Source organism: Pseudoxanthomonas sp. UC19_8 (assembly GCF_042700505.1).
GTDB lineage: Bacteria > Pseudomonadota > Gammaproteobacteria > Xanthomonadales > Xanthomonadaceae > Pseudoxanthomonas_A > Pseudoxanthomonas_A winnipegensis.
On record NZ_CP170559.1, the window covers coordinates 1569427 to 1588787 of the forward strand.

Below are 19361 nucleotides of genomic sequence, written 5' to 3' on the forward strand. Positions count from 1 at the left end.
GCCAATCCCGCCTTTGCGGGAGGTGCGCCATGCTGAATCGCCTGGTCGAACTCTCCCTGCGCTACAAGTTCCTGGTCCTGATCGTGTTCGCGGTCGTCGCCTTCCTCGGCATCAGCGCCGTTCGCAACGTGCCGATCGATGCCTTCCCCGACGTGACGCCGGTCCAGGTCAACATCTACACCGAGTCCCCGGGCCTGGCCGCCGAGGACGTCGAGCAGTTGCTCACCACGCCGGTGGAGTCTGCGTTGGCCGGCCTGCCGAAGGTGCAGGAAATCCGCTCGGTCAGCCTGTTCGGGTTGTCGTACGTGTCGGTCTATTTCAAGGACGACATGGACATCTACTTCGCGCGACAACTGGTCAACGAACGCCTGCAGGAAATCGGCGATCGTCTGCCTGAAGGCTATGGCAAGCCGAGCATGGGCCCGAACACGTCGGGCCTGGGGCAGGTGTACTGGTACACCGTCGAACGCGCGCCCGGCGTCAGTAAGGACCAGGTCACCGATATGGACCTGCGCACATGGCAGGAATGGACCGTGCGGCTGATCCTGCGCACGGCACCGGGCGTGGACGACGTTAGTTCCTGGGGCGGTGGCGAACGCCAGTACCAGGTGCAGATCGATCCGCAACGCCTCTACGCCCGCGGGCTGGGCTTCGGCGATGTCATCAACGCGCTCCCCGCCAACAACGGCCAGGTCGGCGGTAACGTGATGGACGTGGGCCGCGAGCAGTTCCTGGTGCGCGGTCTGGGTTTGCTGAAGTCGACCGAGGACATCGGCGCGATCGTGCTCAAGTCGGAGGACGGTGTGCCGGTGTATCTGCGTGACGTGGCAACCGTGGTCGAAGCCCCCGCGCCGCGCTTCGGTGCGGTGACCCGCGACGGCCAGGAAGTCGTGATGGGCCAGGCGCTGGCCCGCATCGGCGAGAACGCCAAGGACGTGGTCGAGGCGGTCAAGGGCAAGCTTGACGTGGTGCGCGATGCACTGCCGAAGACCATGGTGCTCAAGCCGATGTACGAGCGCACTGACCTCGTCAACAAGGCGGTCGAAACCGCGGTGCGGGCGCTGGTGGAAGGCTCGCTGCTGGTCGCGGTAATCCTGTTCCTGTTCCTGGGCGAGGTCCGCTCAGCGCTGGTCGTGATCGTCACACTGCCGCTGGCCATGCTGATTGCCTTCATCGGCATGGGGCAGGTCGGCTTGTCCGCCAATCTGATGTCGCTCGCGGGCCTGGCGATCGGCATCGGCATGATGGTCGACGGCGCGGTGGTAATGGTGGAGAACGCCTTCCGGATCATGGCGGAGCGGTTGGAACACGGAGAGAAGGTCGACAAGACTTCTGCGGTGTTGGCCGCGGCTAAGGAAGTGGCCAATCCAATCACGTTCGCGATCGGCATCATCATCGTGGTGTTCCTGCCGCTGTTCGCGCTGGAAGGCCTCGAAGGCAAGATGTTCAAGCCGATGGCATTCAACATCGCCTTCGCGATGGCCGGTTCGCTGATCCTGAGCCTGACGCTGATCCCGGTCTTGGCGTCGATGATTCTCAAGCCCAAGCCCGAGCGCGATACGTGGTTGGTGGCCAGGATCAAGCGTGGTTATCAGCCGCTGTTGGCGAAGGCGCTGGGCCGCAAGAAAGTGGTCGTGATCAGCGCGCTTGTCGCCTTGGTCGCGAGCCTGGCGCTGTTCCCTTTCCTGGGTAAGGAGTTCATGCCGCAACTGCAGGAAGGCTCGATCATGTGGCGCGTGACGGGCATCCCGTCGACCTCGCTCAACGAATCGATCAAGACCAGCAACACCATCGCCGCGGCCTTCAAGCAATTCCCGGAGGTCGAGACCACGCTGGCGATGATCGGCCGTGCCGAGAAGGGCGAGACCGCCGACGTCAATTACATGGAGATCTACACCGCGCTCAAACCCGAGGAAGAGTGGAAGTCGGGCCGCGACATCAAGCAGCTCGAAGCGGCGATGCAAGAGACGCTGGAGAAGGTCGTGCCGAACGTGGTGCCCGGCTACACCCAACCGATCCAGATGCGCGTGGAGGAACTGATCTCCGGCGTGCGCGCCACCTTGGCGCTGAAGCTTTACGGTGAAGACCTGGGCGAACTCGACAAGCTGAGCGGCCGCATCAAGCGCGTGCTGGACAAGGTGCCGGGCGTGGCCGACCTTGCTTTGGAAGCCAACATCGGCAAGCCGCAGATTCGCATCGCGGTCAAGCGCGACGAACTGGCCCGCCATGGCATGAACGCTGAGGAGGTGCTCACCATCGTCCGCAATGGCCTGGGCGGCGAACCGGTGAGCGTACTGCTCGATGGCGTGAAACGCTTCGATATCGCAGTGCGGCTGGATGACGCGACACGCGATTCGGTCGAGTCATTGCGTCGCATCCCGCTCCGCACGGCAACCGGCGCCTTGGTGCCGCTGTCGGAGGTAGCCGACATCAACGTGGCCGAAGGTTACTCGTTCGTCCGTCGCGAGCAACTGCAACGCTATGCGGTGATCCAGATGGACGTCCGAGGCCGCGACGTCGATAGCTTCGTCCAGGACGCTGAGACGGCGATTAAGCAGCAGGTGAAGCTGCCGCCGGGCTACTGGATCGAGTGGGGTGGGGCGTTCGAGAACCAGCAGCGTGCGCTGGCCAAGTTGGCGCTGATCGTGCCAGTCACGATCTTTTTCATCTTCGTGTTGCTCTATACCGCCTTCAACTCGGTCAAGTACGCGGCGCTGATTCTGGCCAACGTGCCGTTCGCCACCATTGGCGGATTGTTGGCCTTGTTTGTCACCGGCCAGTACCTGTCGGTGCCCTCAGCGATCGGCTTCATCGCGGTATTCGGCGTGGCGATGCTCAACGGCATCGTGCTGGTGAGCTTCCTCAACGAGCTGCGTGAGAAAGGCCTGTCGGTGCGCGAAGCGGTGGTGCAGGGCACGGCTCTGCGTCTGCGACCGGTGCTGATGACCGCGAGCGTGGCGATCCTCGGTCTGGTGCCGATGCTGCTGTCCAGCGGTGTCGGCGCGGAAACGCAACGTCCGTTGGCGACGGTGGTCGTTGGCGGTCTGATCAGTTCAACGCTGCTCACGTTGATCCTGCTTCCGGTTCTGTACGAATGGCTTGAAAACCGCTCCGACCGCAAGGCGGCCGAGCACAATTCTCAGGAGACTGCGTCATGAAACAGATCAAGGCATTTGTGCACCGCAATCGTGTCTCAGACTTGATCCACGCGCTGGAAGCCGCCGGCTTCCAGCGCCTCAGCCTGTTCGACGTGAAAGGCCTGCTGCGCGCACTCAGTGCGCGCGAGCAGGAGTATTCGGTCGAGTTCGGTGATCAAGTGATCAACGAAGTGCAGATGGAACTGTTCTGCGAGGACAGCGACGTAGGGCGTGCGGTGGAGATTTTTCGCCAGATCGGGCGGACGGGTCGAGCGGAAGCCGGCTGGATATACGTGAGCACCATCGATCAGTCGATTCCCATCAACGACGTCCGTTGATGGCCGAAGCGGTGCCGTGACTGGGTGCGGCGGGCCCGGCCTGTCGCGTCCTTCAACATCGGGAGTGCCCACCATGAAGATGATTGTCGCCTTTGTCCGTCCATCGCTGGCTGATCGCATCGTGCGGGTAATCGAGCGTGCGGGCCTCTACCACCTCTCGCTGTCCCGGGTGCACGGCGTCGTGCATCCGAACGAAGCCATCGTCCGTGCCGATCTGGCGCCAGAGGGTGAATCCGACGTGCGGTTGGAAGCCTATTGCGAAGATGCGCGGACCGAACAGATTGTGGCCCTGATCCATGAGGTAGGCCGCATCGGCGACCTGCCGGTAGGGGCCGTGTTCGTCGTGCCGGTGGAGCGGCACGAGGCAATCGGCCCGTCGAGCCCAGCCGAATGACTCATCGAAGGAGAAGCCGCGCATGACTCGCCTCCATAACGGCATTCGTGAATTCGTCGTTCCCGTGAGCGCCGCAGTAGCGGCCGTCCTGCCCGCCACGTATCTGCGCATCACCAGCGGTAGCGCGGGTGCGCTGGGTGATGCGGTGCTGTTTGGTCTTGCGATCCTGGCAGCGGGCTTCCTGTTGTCATGGGGTGCCGAAGCGGCGGAAAAATACATCGCCACCGGTTTCGTGCTGGCGGTGGTTGCGTTGATTACAGTGCTGCCCGAATACGCGGTCGACTTCTACTACGCCTATCGCGCCGGGCAGGATCCGGCCTCGGGTTACGTCGCCTACGCCGCAGCGAACATGACAGGCGCCAATCGTCTGCTGATCGGCCTGGCCTGGCCGCTGCTGGTGGGCCTGCATTGGTGGCGTTCGCGACAGCGAGGAATCGTGCTGCAGTACGAAAACTCGGTCGAGATCGTTTTCCTCGCCCTAGCCAGCGCGTATGCCTTCATCATCTTGCTGAAGAACAGCATTGGCATAATCGACTTTCTCGTGCTGGGCGTCTTGTTCTGCCTGTACCTGTGGCGCACCTCGCGCGCGGAGAACGAAGAGGAAGAGGAAGACGAAGAACCGGGCCCAGGCGCGGTGATCGCGCAGTTGACGCCCGCCAAGCGCTGGACGGTGATGGCGGCGATGAGTGTGGTGGCGGCCGGTGTCATCCTGCTGGCGGCCGAACCCTTCGCCGAATCGCTGGTGGCTTCAGGTCGTCGTCTAGGCATCGACGAGTTCCTTGTAGTCCAGTGGCTGGCACCGCTGGCCAGCGAAGCGCCAGCGGTCACCATCGCCATCCTGTTCGCCCTTGATGGCCGCGCCCGTGCCGGCCTCACCACCATGATCAGTGACAAGATCAACCAGTGGACGCTGTTGGTCGGCATGTTGCCGATCGCGATGAGCATCGGCGCTGGGCGAGTGATGTCGCTTCCGCTGGATGCGCGCCAGCACGAGGAGTTCTTCCTGACGGCGGCGCAATCCGTGTTCGCGCTGGCGCTGCTGTTGCCGCTGCGGCTTAGCCTCTGGGGGGCATTGGCCTTGGCGAGTCTGTTCGTGACGCAACTCGGGCTGGCCTTCTTCTACCAGGCCACGCCCGAGCGCGAGATCGCCGTGCTGACGGCCTTGGCCTGGGTGTATCTCGCGCTGGCGGTAGCACTGCTTGTTCGCCACATCCGGCGATTGCCCGCACTGATGCGGGCAATGCTCGGAACGAGTCCGCAGACCGAATAACGCGTTCGAACCATCGATTCGATTACGGGAGACTTCTTATGGGCGCAGGACACGATCACGGCACCGGCGAGATAAAGCACGAACAGCCATTGTGGTGGGCCTTTGGCTTAACTACCGCGTTCCTGATTGCGGAGGTCATCGGTGGATTGATTACCAATAGCCTGGCATTGCTGTCCGATGCCGCTCACATGGGCACAGATGTCATTGCGCTGGCAATCTCGTTGTTCGCTGTGCGTTTGAGCCGACGACCACCCGACGCCAAGCGCACGTATGGCTATGCGCGGATGGAAGCCATAGGCGCGATGATCAATGGTGGCCTGCTGTTCCTGGTCGCCGGCTACATCCTGTGGGAGGCCGTCGGCCGCTTTCGCGATCCGCCGGAAGTCGCCTCGAGCGGCATGCTGGTGATCGCTGCGATTGGCCTGGTCATCAATCTGATCTCGATGCGCCTACTCAAGGCGGGCAGCGGCACCAGCCTCAACGTCAAGGGCGCCTATCTGGAAGTCTGGAGCGACATGCTGGGTTCCGTCGGTGTCATCGTCGGCGCGTTGGTGATCAAGTTCACCGGATGGACGGTGGCCGACCCCATCATCGCAGTCCTCATCGGACTTTGGGTGCTGCCGCGTACGTGGACATTGTTGCGGGAAGCTGGTCAGGTGCTGATGCAAGGCGTGCCGCATGGCCTGGAGTTGGACGAGGTCCGCACCATGATGCTGTCGCACCCCAACGTCATCGCGGTTCATGACCTGCATGCCTGGGCCTTGGGCTCCAAGGAGCCGGTGCTGACGGCGCATATCGTGTTGCGCGATGGGGGCGATGGAGAACAAGTCCGGCGCTCACTGGCCGCTGCACTGGAGGAGCGGTTCAGCATTCACCACGCGACGCTGCAAGTCGAAATGACGCCATGTGACGATGCACATGGTCATGCCTAATCGGCTATCGCGGCGCATCGACCGCGCTTGTCCGAGTGCTCCGTCGCATGCTCTAGACGGTCCAGGGTCGGACACGACTCGCCGCCAGGCGCCTGACTGCATTCAGCGATGAGGTTCATAAGATCGACTTCCAGCCGATGTAACGCATCGAGTCGTTCGCGAACATCGACCAGTTTGAGTTCGGTCAGTCGACGCGTTTGCTCACAGGCCCGCTTGCCCTTGAGTTCCAGCAGGCCGGCAATTTCATCCAGGGTAAATCCCATCGCTTGGGCTCGCCGGATGAATTGAAGACGGGTGACATCGGCTGGTCCGTAGTGGCGGAAGCCGCCCAAGGGCCGTTGGGGTTCCGGCAACAGCCGGCGGCGCTGGTAGTAGCGCACGGTTTCGACATGCACGCCGGCCGATGCCGCCAGTTTGCTGATGGTGAGGGCGCTCTCGGCCATGGCTTGACTCCGTACCCAGGTACAGACCGTAGTATGCGCTCATGGCCAACCTCCCCGCCAAATCCTCCCTGCCAGCCATCGTTGCGGCGAGTTTTGCCGCCATCGCGGCGTCCGTGTGCTGTGTGGTGCCGCTGGTTCTGGTGCTGCTGGGCGTCAGCGGCGCGTGGATTGCCAACCTCACCGCGCTGGATGCCTGGCGACCTTGGTTCAGCGTGGCCACGTTGGCGTGCCTTGGCTGGGCATTTTGGAGTCTGTACGGTCCTGCCTCCCGCTGTCGAACGGACGGAGCTTGCATTGATCCAGGCGGGCTGCGCCGCCGCCGGCGTTGGCTCTGGATGGCAACCGTCGTGATCGCGCTGCTGCTGCTCTTCCCGTATTACGTAGCTTGGTTCATGTAGGAGACGAACGATGCGCCAGTGGATTGTTGGGTTGATGATCTTGTGGACGGGCATGGCGTGGGCCGCGACGCCGAAGAAGGCCGTCCTCGATGTTGAAAACATGACCTGCCCGGCGTGCAGCATCACGATCGAAAAGGCCCTGGACAAGGTGCCCGGCGTTTCCAAGGCACAAGTCGACACCAAGGCGGCTACTGTCACCGTGGACTTCGATGCCGATCGCACCAACGTGCCAGCTATCGCGCGTGCGATCTCCGAGGCAGGCTTCCCGGCCAAGGCGAGGGCCAACGGTGGCTGAGTTGCAGTTGCAGAGCACGCTGACGTGTCCGCAATGCGGTCACCAGGCCGTCGAGACCATGCCGACGACGGCGTGCCAGTTCTTCTACGAGTGCACGGCCTGTGGCGAGCTGCTGAAGCCCGAACCGGGCGACTGCTGTGTTTTCTGCTCCTACGGCACGGTGCCGTGTCCGCCCATCCAGCAGCAAAGGCCGTGCTGTGGGTAGTCGGTTGGCCACCGGATGTTGGGAACTCGCCGCGCTAAACCGCGTCTATGGACTATTCGGCTTGCTCGCCGCCAGAGGAGTACCATCCCGCCCATGACCCGGCGCGCCCGCCACCGCCTACAGATCGCCGTCCTGGTGATCGTCTGCCTGCTGTTCCAGCAGGCGGCGCTGGCGGCGTATCTGTGCCCGATGGAGCAGATGTCCGCCCAGACCATGGCGATGGCGGAGCCTTGCGCCGAGATGGGCATGGCCCAGCAGCACGACAAGGACAATCCGCTTCTTTGTCAGAAGCACTGTAATCCTGATCACACAGTTACTACCGACACCGCCAAGCTATCGGTGCCACCGCTTGCGTTGCCGGCGCTCATCCTGGCGCCGGTCTACGTGCAACCTGTATCCCACGTCACCATCCAGGCTGACGTGCCGATCGCCCGATCCGATCCGCCCCCACGGCTGCGTTTCTGCAGTCTTCTGATCTAGCCCCCGAAACGACGTAGCGAATCCGCGCCGGCGCCGATGCGCCGTGCGCGCGGCCATGTCCGTTTCGGAGGCGTCATGAACTCCCGTTTTGATCGTTGTCGGTCCTGGGCCGCACTTAAGTGTGCGTTGGTCCGGACCTTGTGCGTGGCCGTGCTGGCGACGCCATTTGCGGCTTTGGCCGCATCCCATAAGCTCACGCTGCCGGAAGCCATCCGTCTGGCCAGCGAGCGTGCGCCGATGCTCGATGCCCGCCGCTCCGGTGTGTTGGCCGCGCAAGAAGAAGCAGCCCGCGCCGGCGCCTTGCCTGATCCAATGCTGATGGTCGGCATCGACAACCTGCCAGTCACCGGAAGCGATGCCTTCGATACGCGCGCCGACGACATGACCATGAAGAAGATCGGGCTGCGGCAAGAGATTCCCTCGCGGGCCAAGCGTTCAGCGCGTCAGTCCTTCGCCGCGCGCCAGATCGACGAAGCGCAGGCGCAAGCAGACGCCGAAGTGCTGGCCGTGCGCCGCGCCACGGCCGAAGCCTGGATCGCCGTGTGGGCCGCGCAGCGCCAATTGACGGCGCTGCAGAAGCTGCGTGAGCAAGCCGCGCTGGCGGCGAAGGTGTCGAAGGCACGCGTGGCGAGCGGTGGCGAACCGGTGAGCGACGCACTCGCCACCGAGGCCGCACTGCTGGAACTCGACAACCGCATCGAGGCCGCCCGTGCCGAGAAGCTGGCGGCACAAGCCGGGCTGGCGCGCTGGCTGGGCGACGCGCCGGTCGAGGTTGCCGATCAAGCCCCGAACTTTGACTCGCTGCCTGTATCCGAAGCCCGATTGCTGGCAGAGGTGAATCGGGTAGGGCCGTTGCTTCCCGCCACCGCTCAGCTCGAAACCGCCGCAGCTGCGATCGATGTCGCCCGCGCCGACAAGCATCCGGACTGGAGCGTGGGTGCGTCCTATGGCCAGCGTGCCGGTGGTCGCAGCGACATGATCATGTTCGAAGTGGGCATCGGCTTGCCGCTGTTCTCGCGTAACCGGCAGGATCGTGGCATCGCAGCCCGGGAAGCGGACTATCAGGCCGCGTTGGCGACCCGCGAAGACCTGCGTCGCCAGGAAGCGGCGCGCATTCGCGCGGATCTCGCTCGATGGGAAGGGCTGAAGCGCCAGGTCGCCCTGCATGAGCACTCCCTGTTGCCGCTCGCGCAGGACCGCAGTGCGACGACGCTCGCCGCGTATCGCGCCGGCGGCGAACTGCAGCCGTGGCTCAACGCCAGACGTGACGAACTCGATGTGCACCTCGCGCACGCCGAACACCTGGGTGAACTCGGACGTGCCTGGGCCGCGCTGGCCTTCCTGTTGCCCTCGGAGATGCAGCCATGAATACCACTCGTCGCAGCGTGGTCACTGCTGCTGTTTCCCTTGCGCTGGTGGCCGCCGTCGGCCTCGGTTACTGGTGGGGGCGCACTCACGGGAGTTCATCCGCCGCCGACACCTCGAGCCCGCAGTCCGCCGAACGCAAGGCGCTCTATTGGTACGACCCGATGGTGCCCGACCAACACTTCGACAAGCCTGGCAAGTCGCCCTTCATGGACATGCAACTGGTGCCGAAGTACGCCGACGAGGCGACGGCCGGCGGCGTTGCCGTTGCACCGGGCGTGCGCCAGAACCTCGGCATCCGCACGGTGGTGGTCAAGCCTGGCCGACTGACGGCAGCCGTCCGCGTGCCGGGCACCATTGGCTGGGACCTGCGTCAGGAACGCATCGTCAGTGCGCGAGTCGACGCCATCGTCGAGCGCTTGCACGTGCGTGCCCCGTTTGAGCCGGTGCGCGCGGGGCAACCCCTGGCCAGCATCATCGCGCCAAGTTGGAACACTGCGATTGCCGAAGCGCGAGCGTTAGGTGGAGCTCGCTCCGCCGCCGCACGAGGTTTGCAATCCGCCGCCCACGAACGGTTGCGTGCGTTGGGTCTGCCCGCGGGCAGTGGTGCGGGGCAGCGCGGACGACTCACCTTGACCTCACCCGTGACCGGCGTCGTCAGCGAAATCGGCGTGCGCGAAGGGCAGTCGGCGCCGATAGGCACGCTGCTGTTCCGCGTCAACGGTACCCGGACGGTCTGGCTCGAAGCGTCGATTCCGCAAGCGGGCACTGCGGGCATCGCGACGGGTACGTTGGTGGAAGCGGCTGTCGACGCATTGCCAGGCGAGGCCTTCCACGGCCGCGTGGAAACCTTGCTGCCGCAAGTGGACATGAGTAGCCGCACCCAACGGGCCCGCATCGTTCTGGACAACCCGGACGGTCTCCTGGCACCGGGCATGTTCGCGCAGATCACCTTGCAGCCAACTGCGAGTATCGAACGGCCGCTGGTACCGACGGACGCGTTGATCGGAGCGGGTGCGCAGGCTCGCGTGATCGTGCTCGGCGCCGACGACATGTTCCATCCCGTGCGCGTGCAGACCGGTCGCAGTGGTGACGGCATGACTGAAATTCTCGCGGGGCTGAAAGGTGGCGAGAAGGTGGTGGCCTCGGGGCAGTTCCTGATCGATTCCGAAGCGAACCTGTCAGGCGCACTCGAACGCCTCAATGCCGGTGCGGGTGATGAAGAAGCGAACATGCCGAGCGATGTCATGCCCGGTATGCCAGACATGGCGATGCCGCCGCAGGCTGCGCCCGCGCGCCCGGCGCCACCCGTAGTACCGCCCAAGAAGAAGGCGCCCCCAGCCGTTGCAACACCAGCGGTCACCGCGTCACCCAAGGCACGGCAATGCCCAGTGACCTATTGGTATGACCCGATGGTGCCGGACAAGCACTTCGACAAACCCGGCAAGTCGCCCTACATGGACATGCAGTTGGTGCCCAAGTTCGCGCCCGAGGCGAACCCGGATTGCACCATTCGTGATGTGCCTGCGGCGGGACGGCAGCCATGATCGCCCGCATCATTCGCGCCTCTATCGCTAACCGGCTATTTGTGCTGGTGGCTGCCATTGCGCTGGCAGCGGCCGGCATCTGGTCGGTATTGCACACGCCGCTCGATGCCTTGCCCGACCTGTCGGATACGCAGGTCATCATCCGCACCGAATGGCCCGGGCAGACGCCGCGCATCGTCGAAGACCAGGTCACCTATCCCTTGACCACAACGATGCTGTCGGTGCCGGGCGTCAAGGCGGTGCGTGGCTTCTCGTTCTTCGGCGACTCGTTCGTCTACGTGCTGTTCGACGACAAGACCGACTTGTACTGGGCACGCTCGCGCGTGCTCGAGTATCTGAGCCAGGTACGTGATCGCTTGCCGGCGCAGGTCAGTCCGGCGATCGGGCCGGATGCCACGGGTCTTGGCTGGATCTATGAGTACGCGCTCGTCGATCGCACCGGCAAGCACGACCTGGGGCAGCTGCGCGCCTTACAGGACTGGTTTCTGCGCTACGACCTCAAGACCGTGCCCGACGTGGCCGAAGTCGCAAGCGTCGGCGGCATGGTCCAAGCCTGGCAAATCGTGCCAAATCCGCAGGCGCTGGCGGCGCGCGGCCTCACCATCAACCAACTCGTCGAAGCCATTCAGTCCGCCAACGGCGCCACTGGCGGCTCGGTGATCGAGCAGGGCGAAGCCGAGTTCATGGTACGCAGCGAAGGCTATCTGCGTACGCGCGCCGATTTCGAGCGCGTCCCTGTGACGACCGGCAACGACGGCGTGCCGGTGCTACTGCAGGATGTGGCGATGGTGCAACGCGGACCGGCCTTGCGCCGCGGCATCACCGAACTCGATGGCGAAGGCGAAGTCGCCGGCGGCGTGATCATTCTGCGTTCGGGCAAGAACGCTTTGGCCGCGATCGAAGCCGTCAAGGCCAAGCTGCAGGACCTGAAGGGAAGCCTGCCGGCCGGTGTCGAAATCGTGCCGACCTATGACCGCTCCGAATTGATCCTCGAAGCCGTGCGCAACCTCACTCGCAAGCTCGGCGAGGAATTCCTTGTCGTCGCCCTGGTGTGTGCGCTGTTCCTGTGGCACGTACGCTCCTCCTTGGTGGCGGTGATCACCTTGCCCTTGGGCGTGCTCGCGGCCTTCATCGTCATGCACATGCAGGGCATCACCGCGAACCTGCTATCGCTCGGTGGCATCGCGATCGCGATTGGCGCGATGGTCGATGCCGCGGTGGTGATGATCGAGAACGCGCACAAGCACCTCGAGCATTTCCGCGACGAGCACCACCGTGAACCCGAGGGCGCCGAGCGCTGGGAGCTGATGGCGGTTTCCGCCAGCGAGGTCGGTCCGGCGCTGTTCGTCAGTCTGCTGGTGATCACGCTGTCGTTCGTGCCGGTGTTCGCCTTGCAGGCGCAGGAAGGACGGTTGTTCTCACCGCTGGCCTACACCAAGACTTATGCCATGGCCGCTGCGGCGGGCCTGTCCATCACCCTGATTCCGGTACTGATGGGCTACCTGATCCGCGGCCATATCCGATCCGAGAAAGACAACCCGCTCAATCGCATCCTGATCGCGCTGTATCGGCCGGTGCTGGATGCAGTGCTGCGTTTCCCGAAACTGACATTGGCGCTGGCCGGTGTCGTGCTGCTGGTTAGCCTGATTCCGCTCTTACGTCTTGGCAGTGAGTTCATGCCGCCCCTGGAGGAAGGCACGCTGCTATACATGCCATCGGCATTGCCCGGCTTGTCTGCTGGCAAGGCATCGCAGTTGCTGCAACAGACTGACCGCATGCTCAAGACCGTGCCCGAAGTGGACCACGTGTTTGGCAAGGCGGGCCGGGCTGAGACCGCCACCGACCCGGCACCGCTGGAGATGTTCGAGACGACGATCACCTTCAAGCCGCGCAGCCAATGGCGGCCGGGGATGACACCCGAGAAGCTGCGCGAGGAACTTGACCGCGCAGTCAAGGTGCCGGGGCTGACGAACCTGTTCGTGCCGCCCATCCGCAACCGCATCGACATGCTGGCCACCGGCATCAAGAGCCCGATCGGCATCAAGGTCTCGGGGCCCGACGTTGCGGTGCTGGCGCAGTTGAGCGATCGCATCGAACGGGTTGCACGCACCGTGCCCGGCGTGAGTTCGGCGCTGGCCGAACGCATCGCGGGTGGTCGCTACATCGACGTGAAGGTGCGGCCCGATATGGCCGCCCGGTACGGCTTAAGCCAGGCCGATGTGCAGCGGTTGATTGCGACGGTGGTGGGTGGAGAACCGGTCGCGGAGACCATCCAGGGCCGCGAACGCTACCCGGTGGTGGTGCGCTATCCACGCACGATCCGCGACTCGCCGGCCGCACTCGCGCAGTTGCCTTTGCTCGCGCCAAGTGGTGTGCAGCTGACGTTGGGACAGGTCGCCGAGCTGAGCTTCAGCGAAGGCCCGCCGATGTTGCGCAGCGATAACGCTCGCCTCAGCAATTATGTTTACGTGGATGTGGCTGGACGCGATCTCGGCTCGGTGGTGACCGATCTGCAACGTGCGGTCGCAAAGCAGGTGCCGATGCCAGCCGGATACGCCGTGGGTTGGTCCGGCCAGTACGAGTACCTCAAACGTGCCAGTGAGCGGCTGCGCGTGGTGGTTCCCGCGACGTTGGTAATCATCTTCGGCCTGATTTACTTGGTGTTTCGACGCGTGTCGGAGGCCGCGATCATCATGCTCAGCCTGCCACTCGCATTGGTCGGGGGCTTGTGGCTGATCTGGGGCATGGGCCATGCCGTATCGGTCGCCACGCTGATCGGCTTCATCGCCCTGGCCGGCGTCGCCGCCGAGTTCGGCATCATCATGTTGCTGTACCTGCGCCACGCGTGGGAACGCCAACTCGCCGCGAATCCGAGCGCGGGCGAGGCGGAACTCGACGCCGCGATCCGCGAAGGCGCCGTGCAACGCGTGCGACCAAAGGCGATGACCGTAGCCGTGATCCTGGCCGGTCTGTTCCCGATCCTGATCGGAAGCGGCGCCGGCTCGGAAGTCATGCAGCGCATTGCTGCGCCGATGGTCGGCGGCATGCTCAGTGCGCCGTTGCTCTCGATGCTCGTGATTCCGGCCGCGTACCGGTTGCTGCAGCGGCGTCGCTTGCGGCGATCACGCCAATCACGTCCCAGCTCACTTTCTTCGTCGGCGTTGCCGACATGACCGGCCACGGCGAGCGCCCCGTTTGGTGCCCGGCGTGCCACTCCCTCTGACTTATCAGGAGGTTCCCATGAAACTGCATCTAACATCGCTCGCCATCAGCCTGCTGCTCCCGATCGCTGCTGCGGCCGCGCCGCGTGAGCGAGCCCCAGTCGGCTCGGTCCACCAGATCGCCGATCATCAGCTCCAGGTGTGCTTCAAGCACACGCCGGCACCGGATGTCGGCACGTCGCTGGCGATCCAGCGCGGCTTCGTCCCCTACAAGAGCAGCGGTGCCACGCTATACAAAACCATCGGCCACGCACGCGTCACCGTCACCGAGGACTCGTGTGTGACCGCTGAACTGGTGGATGGCGCCGCGAAGCGCTACGACCGCGTCATCACCACGGATAGGACCGCTGCTACACAAGAGGGCGACCGCAATTGCCCTTGCTGACGAAGTATGACCACCTGGGCACTGGCAGCTGCGTAGGTGGTCCCTTTTTTGCACTCATCATCTAGCCCAAGGAGAACCCATGAAAATGCCCACCCTCGTACTCACCCTTGCACTGCTGACCGCCTGCTCGTCGCCTTCGGGGGATGCGAATGCCCCCGCGTCGACGAATCATGCGGAAATGCCTGCAGAATCGAAAGCATCCACGGCGGCATCAGCTTCCAACGAATCGATGCCCATGCCGGAAATGGCATCGGCGGCTACCATGGCGTCGGCCAGCGGCACGGTCGAGGCGGTCGACACCGCTGCGAAGACGATCACGATCGCTCATGGACCAATCGATGCTCTGAAGTGGCCGGCGATGACCATGACCTTCAAGGCGCCCGAGGTGGACCTGACCGCCCTGAAGCAGGGCGATCAGGTTAACTTCGAGCTCACCTCGACCGGTATGGATGGCACCATCACCAAAATAGTGCGCAAGTAGTGCGCGTCGGGAAAGGGGCGCGCACGGTCGCGCCCGAGGCGTGGGCTTGCTTCCAGGCATGGGCGCGGAGGCATACAATCCGGTTAGACTAAGTATTCCTTAGTCTAACCGAGCCCAACGAACACGCGTGATTCCTGCAGACGAACTCGCCAGGCTGATGCATGAGGCACTCGCCGACAAGTCGGCGGAACCGGCCTTTTTCCGTGCGCTGCTGGATGCAACGGTCTACGCTCACACGCCACGCAGTGGTCGTCGTGGTGAACGTCTGCGCTTCATCCAGTTCACAACGCCCGAAGGTCTGACCGTGTTGCCATTCTTCACCGAAGAATCGCAGGCCAGAACAGCGGCCGGGTCTGCAGCGACTGTCTTGGTGCTAACCGGACGTCAACTATTCGAATGGACACGGGGTGCGACACTGATGCTCAACCCAAACGAGGTAGGTTGTACGCTGTATCCCGAAGAAATCGCTGCGCTGCTCGATCATGGAGAGGTGGCCATCGTCGAGCGGATCGACACGGGCGGTCAGCAGCTTTGGATAGGGGCTTCCAGCGATTGGCCTACTTGGTTAGTCGACCGGTTGATTGCGCTCTACGCGGGTCTGGATTGTGTCGAGGCGGCTTATCTGGCTGGCATCGGTGCGCCCTATGGCTCCGAACAGCGAGGACTGTTGGTTGCCGTCTCTGTGCCAGCGAAAGATGCCGAGCGTGTCGCCCGTGCCACTACGACGGAATTGCAGCCGCACTGCCGAGCGCTTCGAACCACCGTCGACCTGACTGCTTTTGAGCCTGGTGATCTCCCGGGTTGGTTAAAGGATGCCAGCCTCGAACCGTTCTATGTGCGCGCCATGGGCGAGCGGATAGGTCTTGGTCCGCAGGGGCTGCAGTAAATGACCTCGCTACGCGAAGGTGAAGTTCTCGCCGAACAGGTTGCCTCGGAATTCGTACATGCGTTGTTTCCGAGTTTCCGAACACCGGCGTTTTTGGCTTGCCCAGACGATTTGTGCGCCAAAGCAGTGCTCGCTGCAGTTACGCGTGCGGCAGGTGCAAGAGGAGTTGCGACGGAGATCATTGATCTGCGTCCTGCGCCTGCCGAACTCCTTGGCAGGGTAACCGAGCGGCTATGTGGCTTTGAGGGTAGGCGGAAGCGGAAGGATGCGCCTGCGATCAGCGTGCTTGCGCTAGATGGGTTCGATCTTCTGGAAGGAGTGGACAATGACAGGCCGACCTATCCATTCCGTTCGGAGTTTCAATTCGACGAAGATTTCCGCTGGCTCTTCCTAGGGCGCGACTGGGGCCGGCTTCGGCGGCTATTCGGGACCTATCGTCTGCCGCTGTATCACGCAGCGTCTGATCTCACACCTGAGCCTTGGCGAACGTAATCAGGGCAGCAACTATGGCAGCTAGTATCAAGTAACTAATTGATATTAAAGGCATATCCTTGGGTTTATTGCTCCTTTCAGGCGGATATCGGCAGCCCCTCGGGGGCTGCGCCGAAGTCTGTTTTGTGTCCGCTTCCGACGGAGTCACACGGCTGGTAGGGTTGGTGCAAGTTGTTAGCTAGCATCTCCTCGCACGATGGACCCTGGCCAAAAGTGCACAACCCAAGGAATATCTGAAGTGTTCGGCTCTGTTTCGAATCCACAGGCGAGGTTGCCTAAATTTCGACAGCTACCGAAAAAGTGTCCAGACGGGCGCCGCGCCCTAGCGGATCTGGTGCCGCTGGATGCCAACAACCGTGCGCTGGTCGCCGCCGGCCTACGCCGGCTGCGGGCGGGGCAGGGCTGCGCCGGCCTGCGGGCGCTGATCGAGGTCTGCGGCCGCCGCGCCGAGACGCTCAGCGCCGCCGATGTCGGCTTCGCCGTCGCGCCCCGTCTGAACGCCGCCGGCCGGCTGGAGGACATGGCGCTGGGCATCGCCTGCCTACTGTGCGACGAGGACGGCCCGGCGCGCGAGATGGCCGGCGTGCTGCATGCGATCAACGCCGAACGCCGCGGCGTGCAGCAGCAGATGACCGATGCGGCCGAGGCCGCCCTGTCCAAGGTCGCCGCACTCGATGGCGAGGTGCCGATCGCGGTGTGCCTGTTCGATGCCGACTGGCACCCTGGCGTGGTCGGCCTGGTCGCCTCGAAGATGAAGGATCGCGTGCACCGCCCGGTGATCGCCTTCGCCCCGGCCGAGCCCGGCAGCGACGCGCTGCGCGGGTCCGCCCGCTCGATCCCCGGCTTCCACATCCGCGATGCGCTGGCGGCGGTCGATGCCCAGCATCCGGGGCTGATGCAGAAGTTCGGCGGTCATGCGATGGCCGCCGGCCTGAGCCTGGATCTCGCGCAGCTGCCGGCGTTCGAGGCCGCCTTCCACGCGTACGCCGCCGCCTCGCTCGATGCCGCGCTGCTGCAGGCCGAACTGCTCAGCGACGGCGAGCTGCTGCCGCACGAGTTCGACCGCGCCCACGCCGAGGCCCTGCGCGACGGTGGGCCATGGGGGCAGGGCTTCGCCGAACCGCTGTTCGACGGCGTGTTCGAGGTGATCGACTGGCGGCCGATCGGCGAGCGCCATCGCAAGCTGGTGCTGCGCTGCCCGCAGCGCAGCAAGCCGCTGGACGCGATCCACTTCAACGGCCTCACGCGCGAACCGCCACCGCCTCGGCTGCACATCGCCTATCGCCTGGCCCCGGACGACTATCGCGGCGGCGACGCGATCCAGCTGATCGTCGAGCACTGCGTTCCGGCCTGAACCAGGCCGCGCGCCCGCGCCGCTCAACCGAACCGCGGCTTGACGCCCCAGATCTGCGGCCAGATCGGCGGGATGTCGCGGCAGACGAAGATCGCGTAGCCGTTCGCAGATTCCTCGTTGGCCACCCCCTCGCGGTTGCGGAAGACGCCGTGTGAGGTGCATTTGGCGACGCTGCCGCGCTGATCCTCTTCGGTATTGCCCAGTTCGATGATCACGCTCGGCGGCGGGTTGCCATAGCCGCGATACCAGGCCGAGTTGGTCCGGCTGATCACCGGCGGCAGGCCGAGCGCCGGGCCGTACAGGGCCATGGCGCCGGCCTCTCCATAGTTGTTGGCCAGGATGGCGGTGTTGGCCCGCTCGGCCTCGGGCAGGGCGCGGTAGACCGTGGCCACGCGCTGGGCCAGTTCCTGCCAGCCCACCTGCTCGGCATAGTCGCCGTGCAGGCGCCGGTTGAAGTGCCAGAGCGGGGAGTTGATCGGCGCGATCGGCAGATGCAGCGATGCGCCCAGCGGCAGGCCGACCGCCAGCAAGGCAGCCACGGCGATGCGCAGTCCATGCGCGCGACCCGCCGGCATGGAGGCGCACCAGCGCTCGATGGCCACATAGCCGGCCGCCAGCAGCATCGGATAGCCCGGCGCCATGTAGTAGCCGCGTCCCCGCGAGAGCGCGAACAGCAGCAACGGCACCGCATACATCCAGGCCAGCACGCGGTAAGGGCGCATCGAACCGGCCAGCGTCAGGAATCCCAGTCCCGCCAGCCAGATCGGCAGGGTCAGCGCGCTGGCGTTGGCGTAAAGCTGCTCGGGGAAGAACAAATCCGTGCGGCCGATGGCCACATCGCGCGCATGGATGTGGGCGACGAAGTCCAGGTAGATGAAGTCGTGCCGTACCTGCCAGACCAGGTTGGGCAGGAAGATCGCGAAGGCCACGCCCACGCCCAGCCAGGGCCAGCGCGTGCGCAGCTGCGCGCGCATCGGTCCGGCCAGCACGCCCGCGGCCAGGCCGATGGCCCAGTACACGATGGTGTAGCGCGTCATCAGCCCAAGGCCGAAGACCGCGCCAAGCGCAAGCCACAGGCGCAGATCGCCGCCCTTGGCCAGGCGCAGCACCAGCCACGCGGCCGCCACCACCCACAGCAGGTCCGGGCCGCAGTACATGAGGATGCTGCTGTTGACCAGGCCGAACGGCATGCACGCCGTGGCCAGCGCCGCGCAGACCTGGGCGAAGCGCCGGCCGCCGAGCTCGGCGGCGATCAGTCCCGCCAGCACCATCGCACCGCACTGGGCGAGCACGGCCACGATGCGGAAGCCGATGAGCGAGGTCCCGAACACGGCCAGCTCCAGCCGCGCCAGCCATGGCACCAGCGGCGGGTAGGGCACATAGCCCCAGTCCAGATGCCGGGCGTCGTCCAGCACCTGCAGTTCGTCCCGGTGGAAGCCATAGGCGCCGTTGAGCCACAGATGGGCGATCAAGCGCACCAGCGCCAGCGCGAGCAGCAGCATCAGATCGGCACGGTGGTCGCGCGCACCGACCGGAGTAGCCGCAGACAGCGCGGAGCCATCGGGGTGGTGATCGGAGAGAGGAGCAGGCAAGGGCGTGGTCATGGCAGAGCGTCGGCCGGGATGTTGCTCAGTGTTTCCCCTGCGTCCTGGCCGGACCAGCCGAAAGTGACCACACCCCGCGGGTTTGGGACCAACCGCGGGTCTGCGGGGACGGGGTCCCGTGCACGCGCGGCGGC

The 19361-nt window shown here is 64.5% G+C and carries 17 protein-coding genes and 1 pseudogene; 16 read left to right on the plus strand and 2 right to left on the minus strand.

Annotated elements, in window-relative coordinates:
* Positions 1-29 precede the first annotated feature (29 nt).
* From ACFJIT_RS06815 to ACFJIT_RS06835, 5 genes are all read left to right on the plus strand, one after another.
* Entirely contained in the window at positions 30-3158 is a 3129-nt protein-coding gene (locus ACFJIT_RS06815; protein ID WP_130522596.1) for an efflux RND transporter permease subunit, read from the plus strand.
* Positions 3155-3475, plus strand: a complete 321-nt coding sequence (locus tag ACFJIT_RS06820; RefSeq protein ID WP_130522595.1) for a P-II family nitrogen regulator — start codon at positions 3155-3157, stop codon at positions 3473-3475. The genes ACFJIT_RS06815 and ACFJIT_RS06820 overlap by 4 nt, the downstream gene beginning before the upstream one ends.
* A gap of 73 nt (positions 3476-3548) precedes the next feature.
* Positions 3549-3869 carry a P-II family nitrogen regulator gene (locus ACFJIT_RS06825; RefSeq protein ID WP_130522594.1) on the plus strand — a complete coding sequence of 107 codons (321 nt, stop codon included), beginning with the start codon at positions 3549-3551 and terminating at the stop codon, positions 3867-3869.
* A 22-nt stretch (positions 3870-3891) separates the two neighbouring features.
* Positions 3892-5139: a sodium:proton exchanger gene (locus ACFJIT_RS06830; RefSeq protein WP_162456371.1), complete on the plus strand. Its 1248-nt coding sequence runs from the start codon at positions 3892-3894 to the stop codon at positions 5137-5139.
* A 38-nt stretch (positions 5140-5177) separates the two neighbouring features.
* Positions 5178-6071, plus strand: a complete 894-nt coding sequence (locus ACFJIT_RS06835) for a cation diffusion facilitator family transporter (RefSeq protein WP_130522592.1) — start codon at positions 5178-5180, stop codon at positions 6069-6071.
* Here the strand turns inward: ACFJIT_RS06835 and ACFJIT_RS06840 are convergent.
* Entirely contained in the window at positions 6068-6514 is a 447-nt protein-coding gene (locus ACFJIT_RS06840) for a MerR family transcriptional regulator (RefSeq protein WP_130522591.1), read from the minus strand. The genes ACFJIT_RS06835 and ACFJIT_RS06840 overlap by 4 nt on opposite strands.
* Before the next feature lie 41 nt (positions 6515-6555).
* On the opposite strand from ACFJIT_RS06840, the gene ACFJIT_RS06845 reads away from it, so the two are divergent.
* The 11 genes and pseudogenes from ACFJIT_RS06845 to ACFJIT_RS06895 form a co-directional block, all read left to right on the plus strand.
* Positions 6556-6912: a mercuric transporter MerT family protein gene (locus ACFJIT_RS06845; protein ID WP_130522590.1), complete on the plus strand. Its 357-nt coding sequence runs from the start codon at positions 6556-6558 to the stop codon at positions 6910-6912.
* A 10-nt stretch (positions 6913-6922) separates the two neighbouring features.
* Positions 6923-7207, plus strand: a complete 285-nt coding sequence (locus tag ACFJIT_RS06850; RefSeq protein ID WP_130522589.1) for a heavy-metal-associated domain-containing protein — start codon at positions 6923-6925, stop codon at positions 7205-7207.
* A complete protein-coding gene (locus tag ACFJIT_RS06855) occupies positions 7200-7412 on the plus strand; it encodes a GDCCVxC domain-containing (seleno)protein (protein ID WP_130522588.1) in 213 nt (70 codons plus the stop codon). Before ACFJIT_RS06850 ends, ACFJIT_RS06855 begins: the two co-directional genes overlap by 8 nt.
* Before the next feature lie 93 nt (positions 7413-7505).
* A complete protein-coding gene (locus ACFJIT_RS06860; protein WP_130522587.1) occupies positions 7506-7892 on the plus strand; it encodes a hypothetical protein in 387 nt (128 codons plus the stop codon).
* Positions 7893-8036: 144 nt separating this feature from the next.
* Positions 8037-9260 (plus strand): TolC family protein, encoded by a 1224-nt coding sequence (locus tag ACFJIT_RS06865; protein WP_234852498.1) that lies wholly within the window; start codon positions 8037-8039, stop codon positions 9258-9260.
* Positions 9257-10804, plus strand: coding sequence for an efflux RND transporter periplasmic adaptor subunit (locus ACFJIT_RS06870; protein WP_130522585.1), 1548 nt, complete (start codon positions 9257-9259; stop codon positions 10802-10804). The genes ACFJIT_RS06865 and ACFJIT_RS06870 overlap by 4 nt, the downstream gene beginning before the upstream one ends.
* Positions 10801-13977, plus strand: coding sequence for an efflux RND transporter permease subunit (locus ACFJIT_RS06875; protein WP_130522584.1), 3177 nt, complete (start codon positions 10801-10803; stop codon positions 13975-13977). Before ACFJIT_RS06870 ends, ACFJIT_RS06875 begins: the two co-directional genes overlap by 4 nt.
* A gap of 67 nt (positions 13978-14044) precedes the next feature.
* A complete protein-coding gene (locus ACFJIT_RS06880; protein ID WP_130522583.1) occupies positions 14045-14410 on the plus strand; it encodes a hypothetical protein in 366 nt (121 codons plus the stop codon).
* A gap of 79 nt (positions 14411-14489) precedes the next feature.
* A complete protein-coding gene (locus ACFJIT_RS06885) occupies positions 14490-14891 on the plus strand; it encodes a copper-binding protein (protein WP_234852496.1) in 402 nt (133 codons plus the stop codon).
* A 127-nt stretch (positions 14892-15018) separates the two neighbouring features.
* On the plus strand, positions 15019-15777 hold the full coding sequence (locus tag ACFJIT_RS06890) for an SseB family protein (protein WP_130522582.1): 759 nt from the start codon (positions 15019-15021) through the stop codon (positions 15775-15777).
* 814 nt (positions 15778-16591) lie between these two features.
* A pseudogene (locus ACFJIT_RS06895) lies at positions 16592-17623 on the plus strand (DHHA1 domain-containing protein); the annotation flags it as partial.
* A gap of 23 nt (positions 17624-17646) precedes the next feature.
* On the opposite strand, the gene ACFJIT_RS06900 reads toward ACFJIT_RS06895, so the two are convergent.
* A complete protein-coding gene (locus tag ACFJIT_RS06900; RefSeq protein ID WP_337052588.1) occupies positions 17647-19227 on the minus strand; it encodes a glycosyltransferase family 39 protein in 1581 nt (526 codons plus the stop codon).
* Between the last annotated feature and the right edge of the window lie 134 nt (positions 19228-19361).

Coding starts and splice junctions, on each gene's coding strand:
- ACFJIT_RS06815 (WP_130522596.1), top strand. CDS start 30: ATGCTGAATCGCCTGGTCGAACTCTCCCTGCGCTACAAGTTCCTGGTC.
- ACFJIT_RS06820 (WP_130522595.1), top strand. CDS start 3,155: ATGAAACAGATCAAGGCATTTGTGCACCGCAATCGTGTCTCAGACTTG.
- ACFJIT_RS06825 (WP_130522594.1), top strand. CDS start 3,549: ATGAAGATGATTGTCGCCTTTGTCCGTCCATCGCTGGCTGATCGCATC.
- ACFJIT_RS06830 (WP_162456371.1), top strand. CDS start 3,892: ATGACTCGCCTCCATAACGGCATTCGTGAATTCGTCGTTCCCGTGAGC.
- ACFJIT_RS06835 (WP_130522592.1), top strand. CDS start 5,178: ATGGGCGCAGGACACGATCACGGCACCGGCGAGATAAAGCACGAACAG.
- ACFJIT_RS06840 (WP_130522591.1), bottom strand. CDS start 6,514: ATGGCCGAGAGCGCCCTCACCATCAGCAAACTGGCGGCATCGGCCGGC.
- ACFJIT_RS06845 (WP_130522590.1), top strand. CDS start 6,556: ATGGCCAACCTCCCCGCCAAATCCTCCCTGCCAGCCATCGTTGCGGCG.
- ACFJIT_RS06850 (WP_130522589.1), top strand. CDS start 6,923: ATGCGCCAGTGGATTGTTGGGTTGATGATCTTGTGGACGGGCATGGCG.
- ACFJIT_RS06860 (WP_130522587.1), top strand. CDS start 7,506: ATGACCCGGCGCGCCCGCCACCGCCTACAGATCGCCGTCCTGGTGATC.
- ACFJIT_RS06870 (WP_130522585.1), top strand. CDS start 9,257: ATGAATACCACTCGTCGCAGCGTGGTCACTGCTGCTGTTTCCCTTGCG.
- ACFJIT_RS06875 (WP_130522584.1), top strand. CDS start 10,801: ATGATCGCCCGCATCATTCGCGCCTCTATCGCTAACCGGCTATTTGTG.
- ACFJIT_RS06880 (WP_130522583.1), top strand. CDS start 14,045: ATGAAACTGCATCTAACATCGCTCGCCATCAGCCTGCTGCTCCCGATC.
- ACFJIT_RS06885 (WP_234852496.1), top strand. CDS start 14,490: ATGAAAATGCCCACCCTCGTACTCACCCTTGCACTGCTGACCGCCTGC.
- ACFJIT_RS06900 (WP_337052588.1), bottom strand. CDS start 19,227: ATGACCACGCCCTTGCCTGCTCCTCTCTCCGATCACCACCCCGATGGC.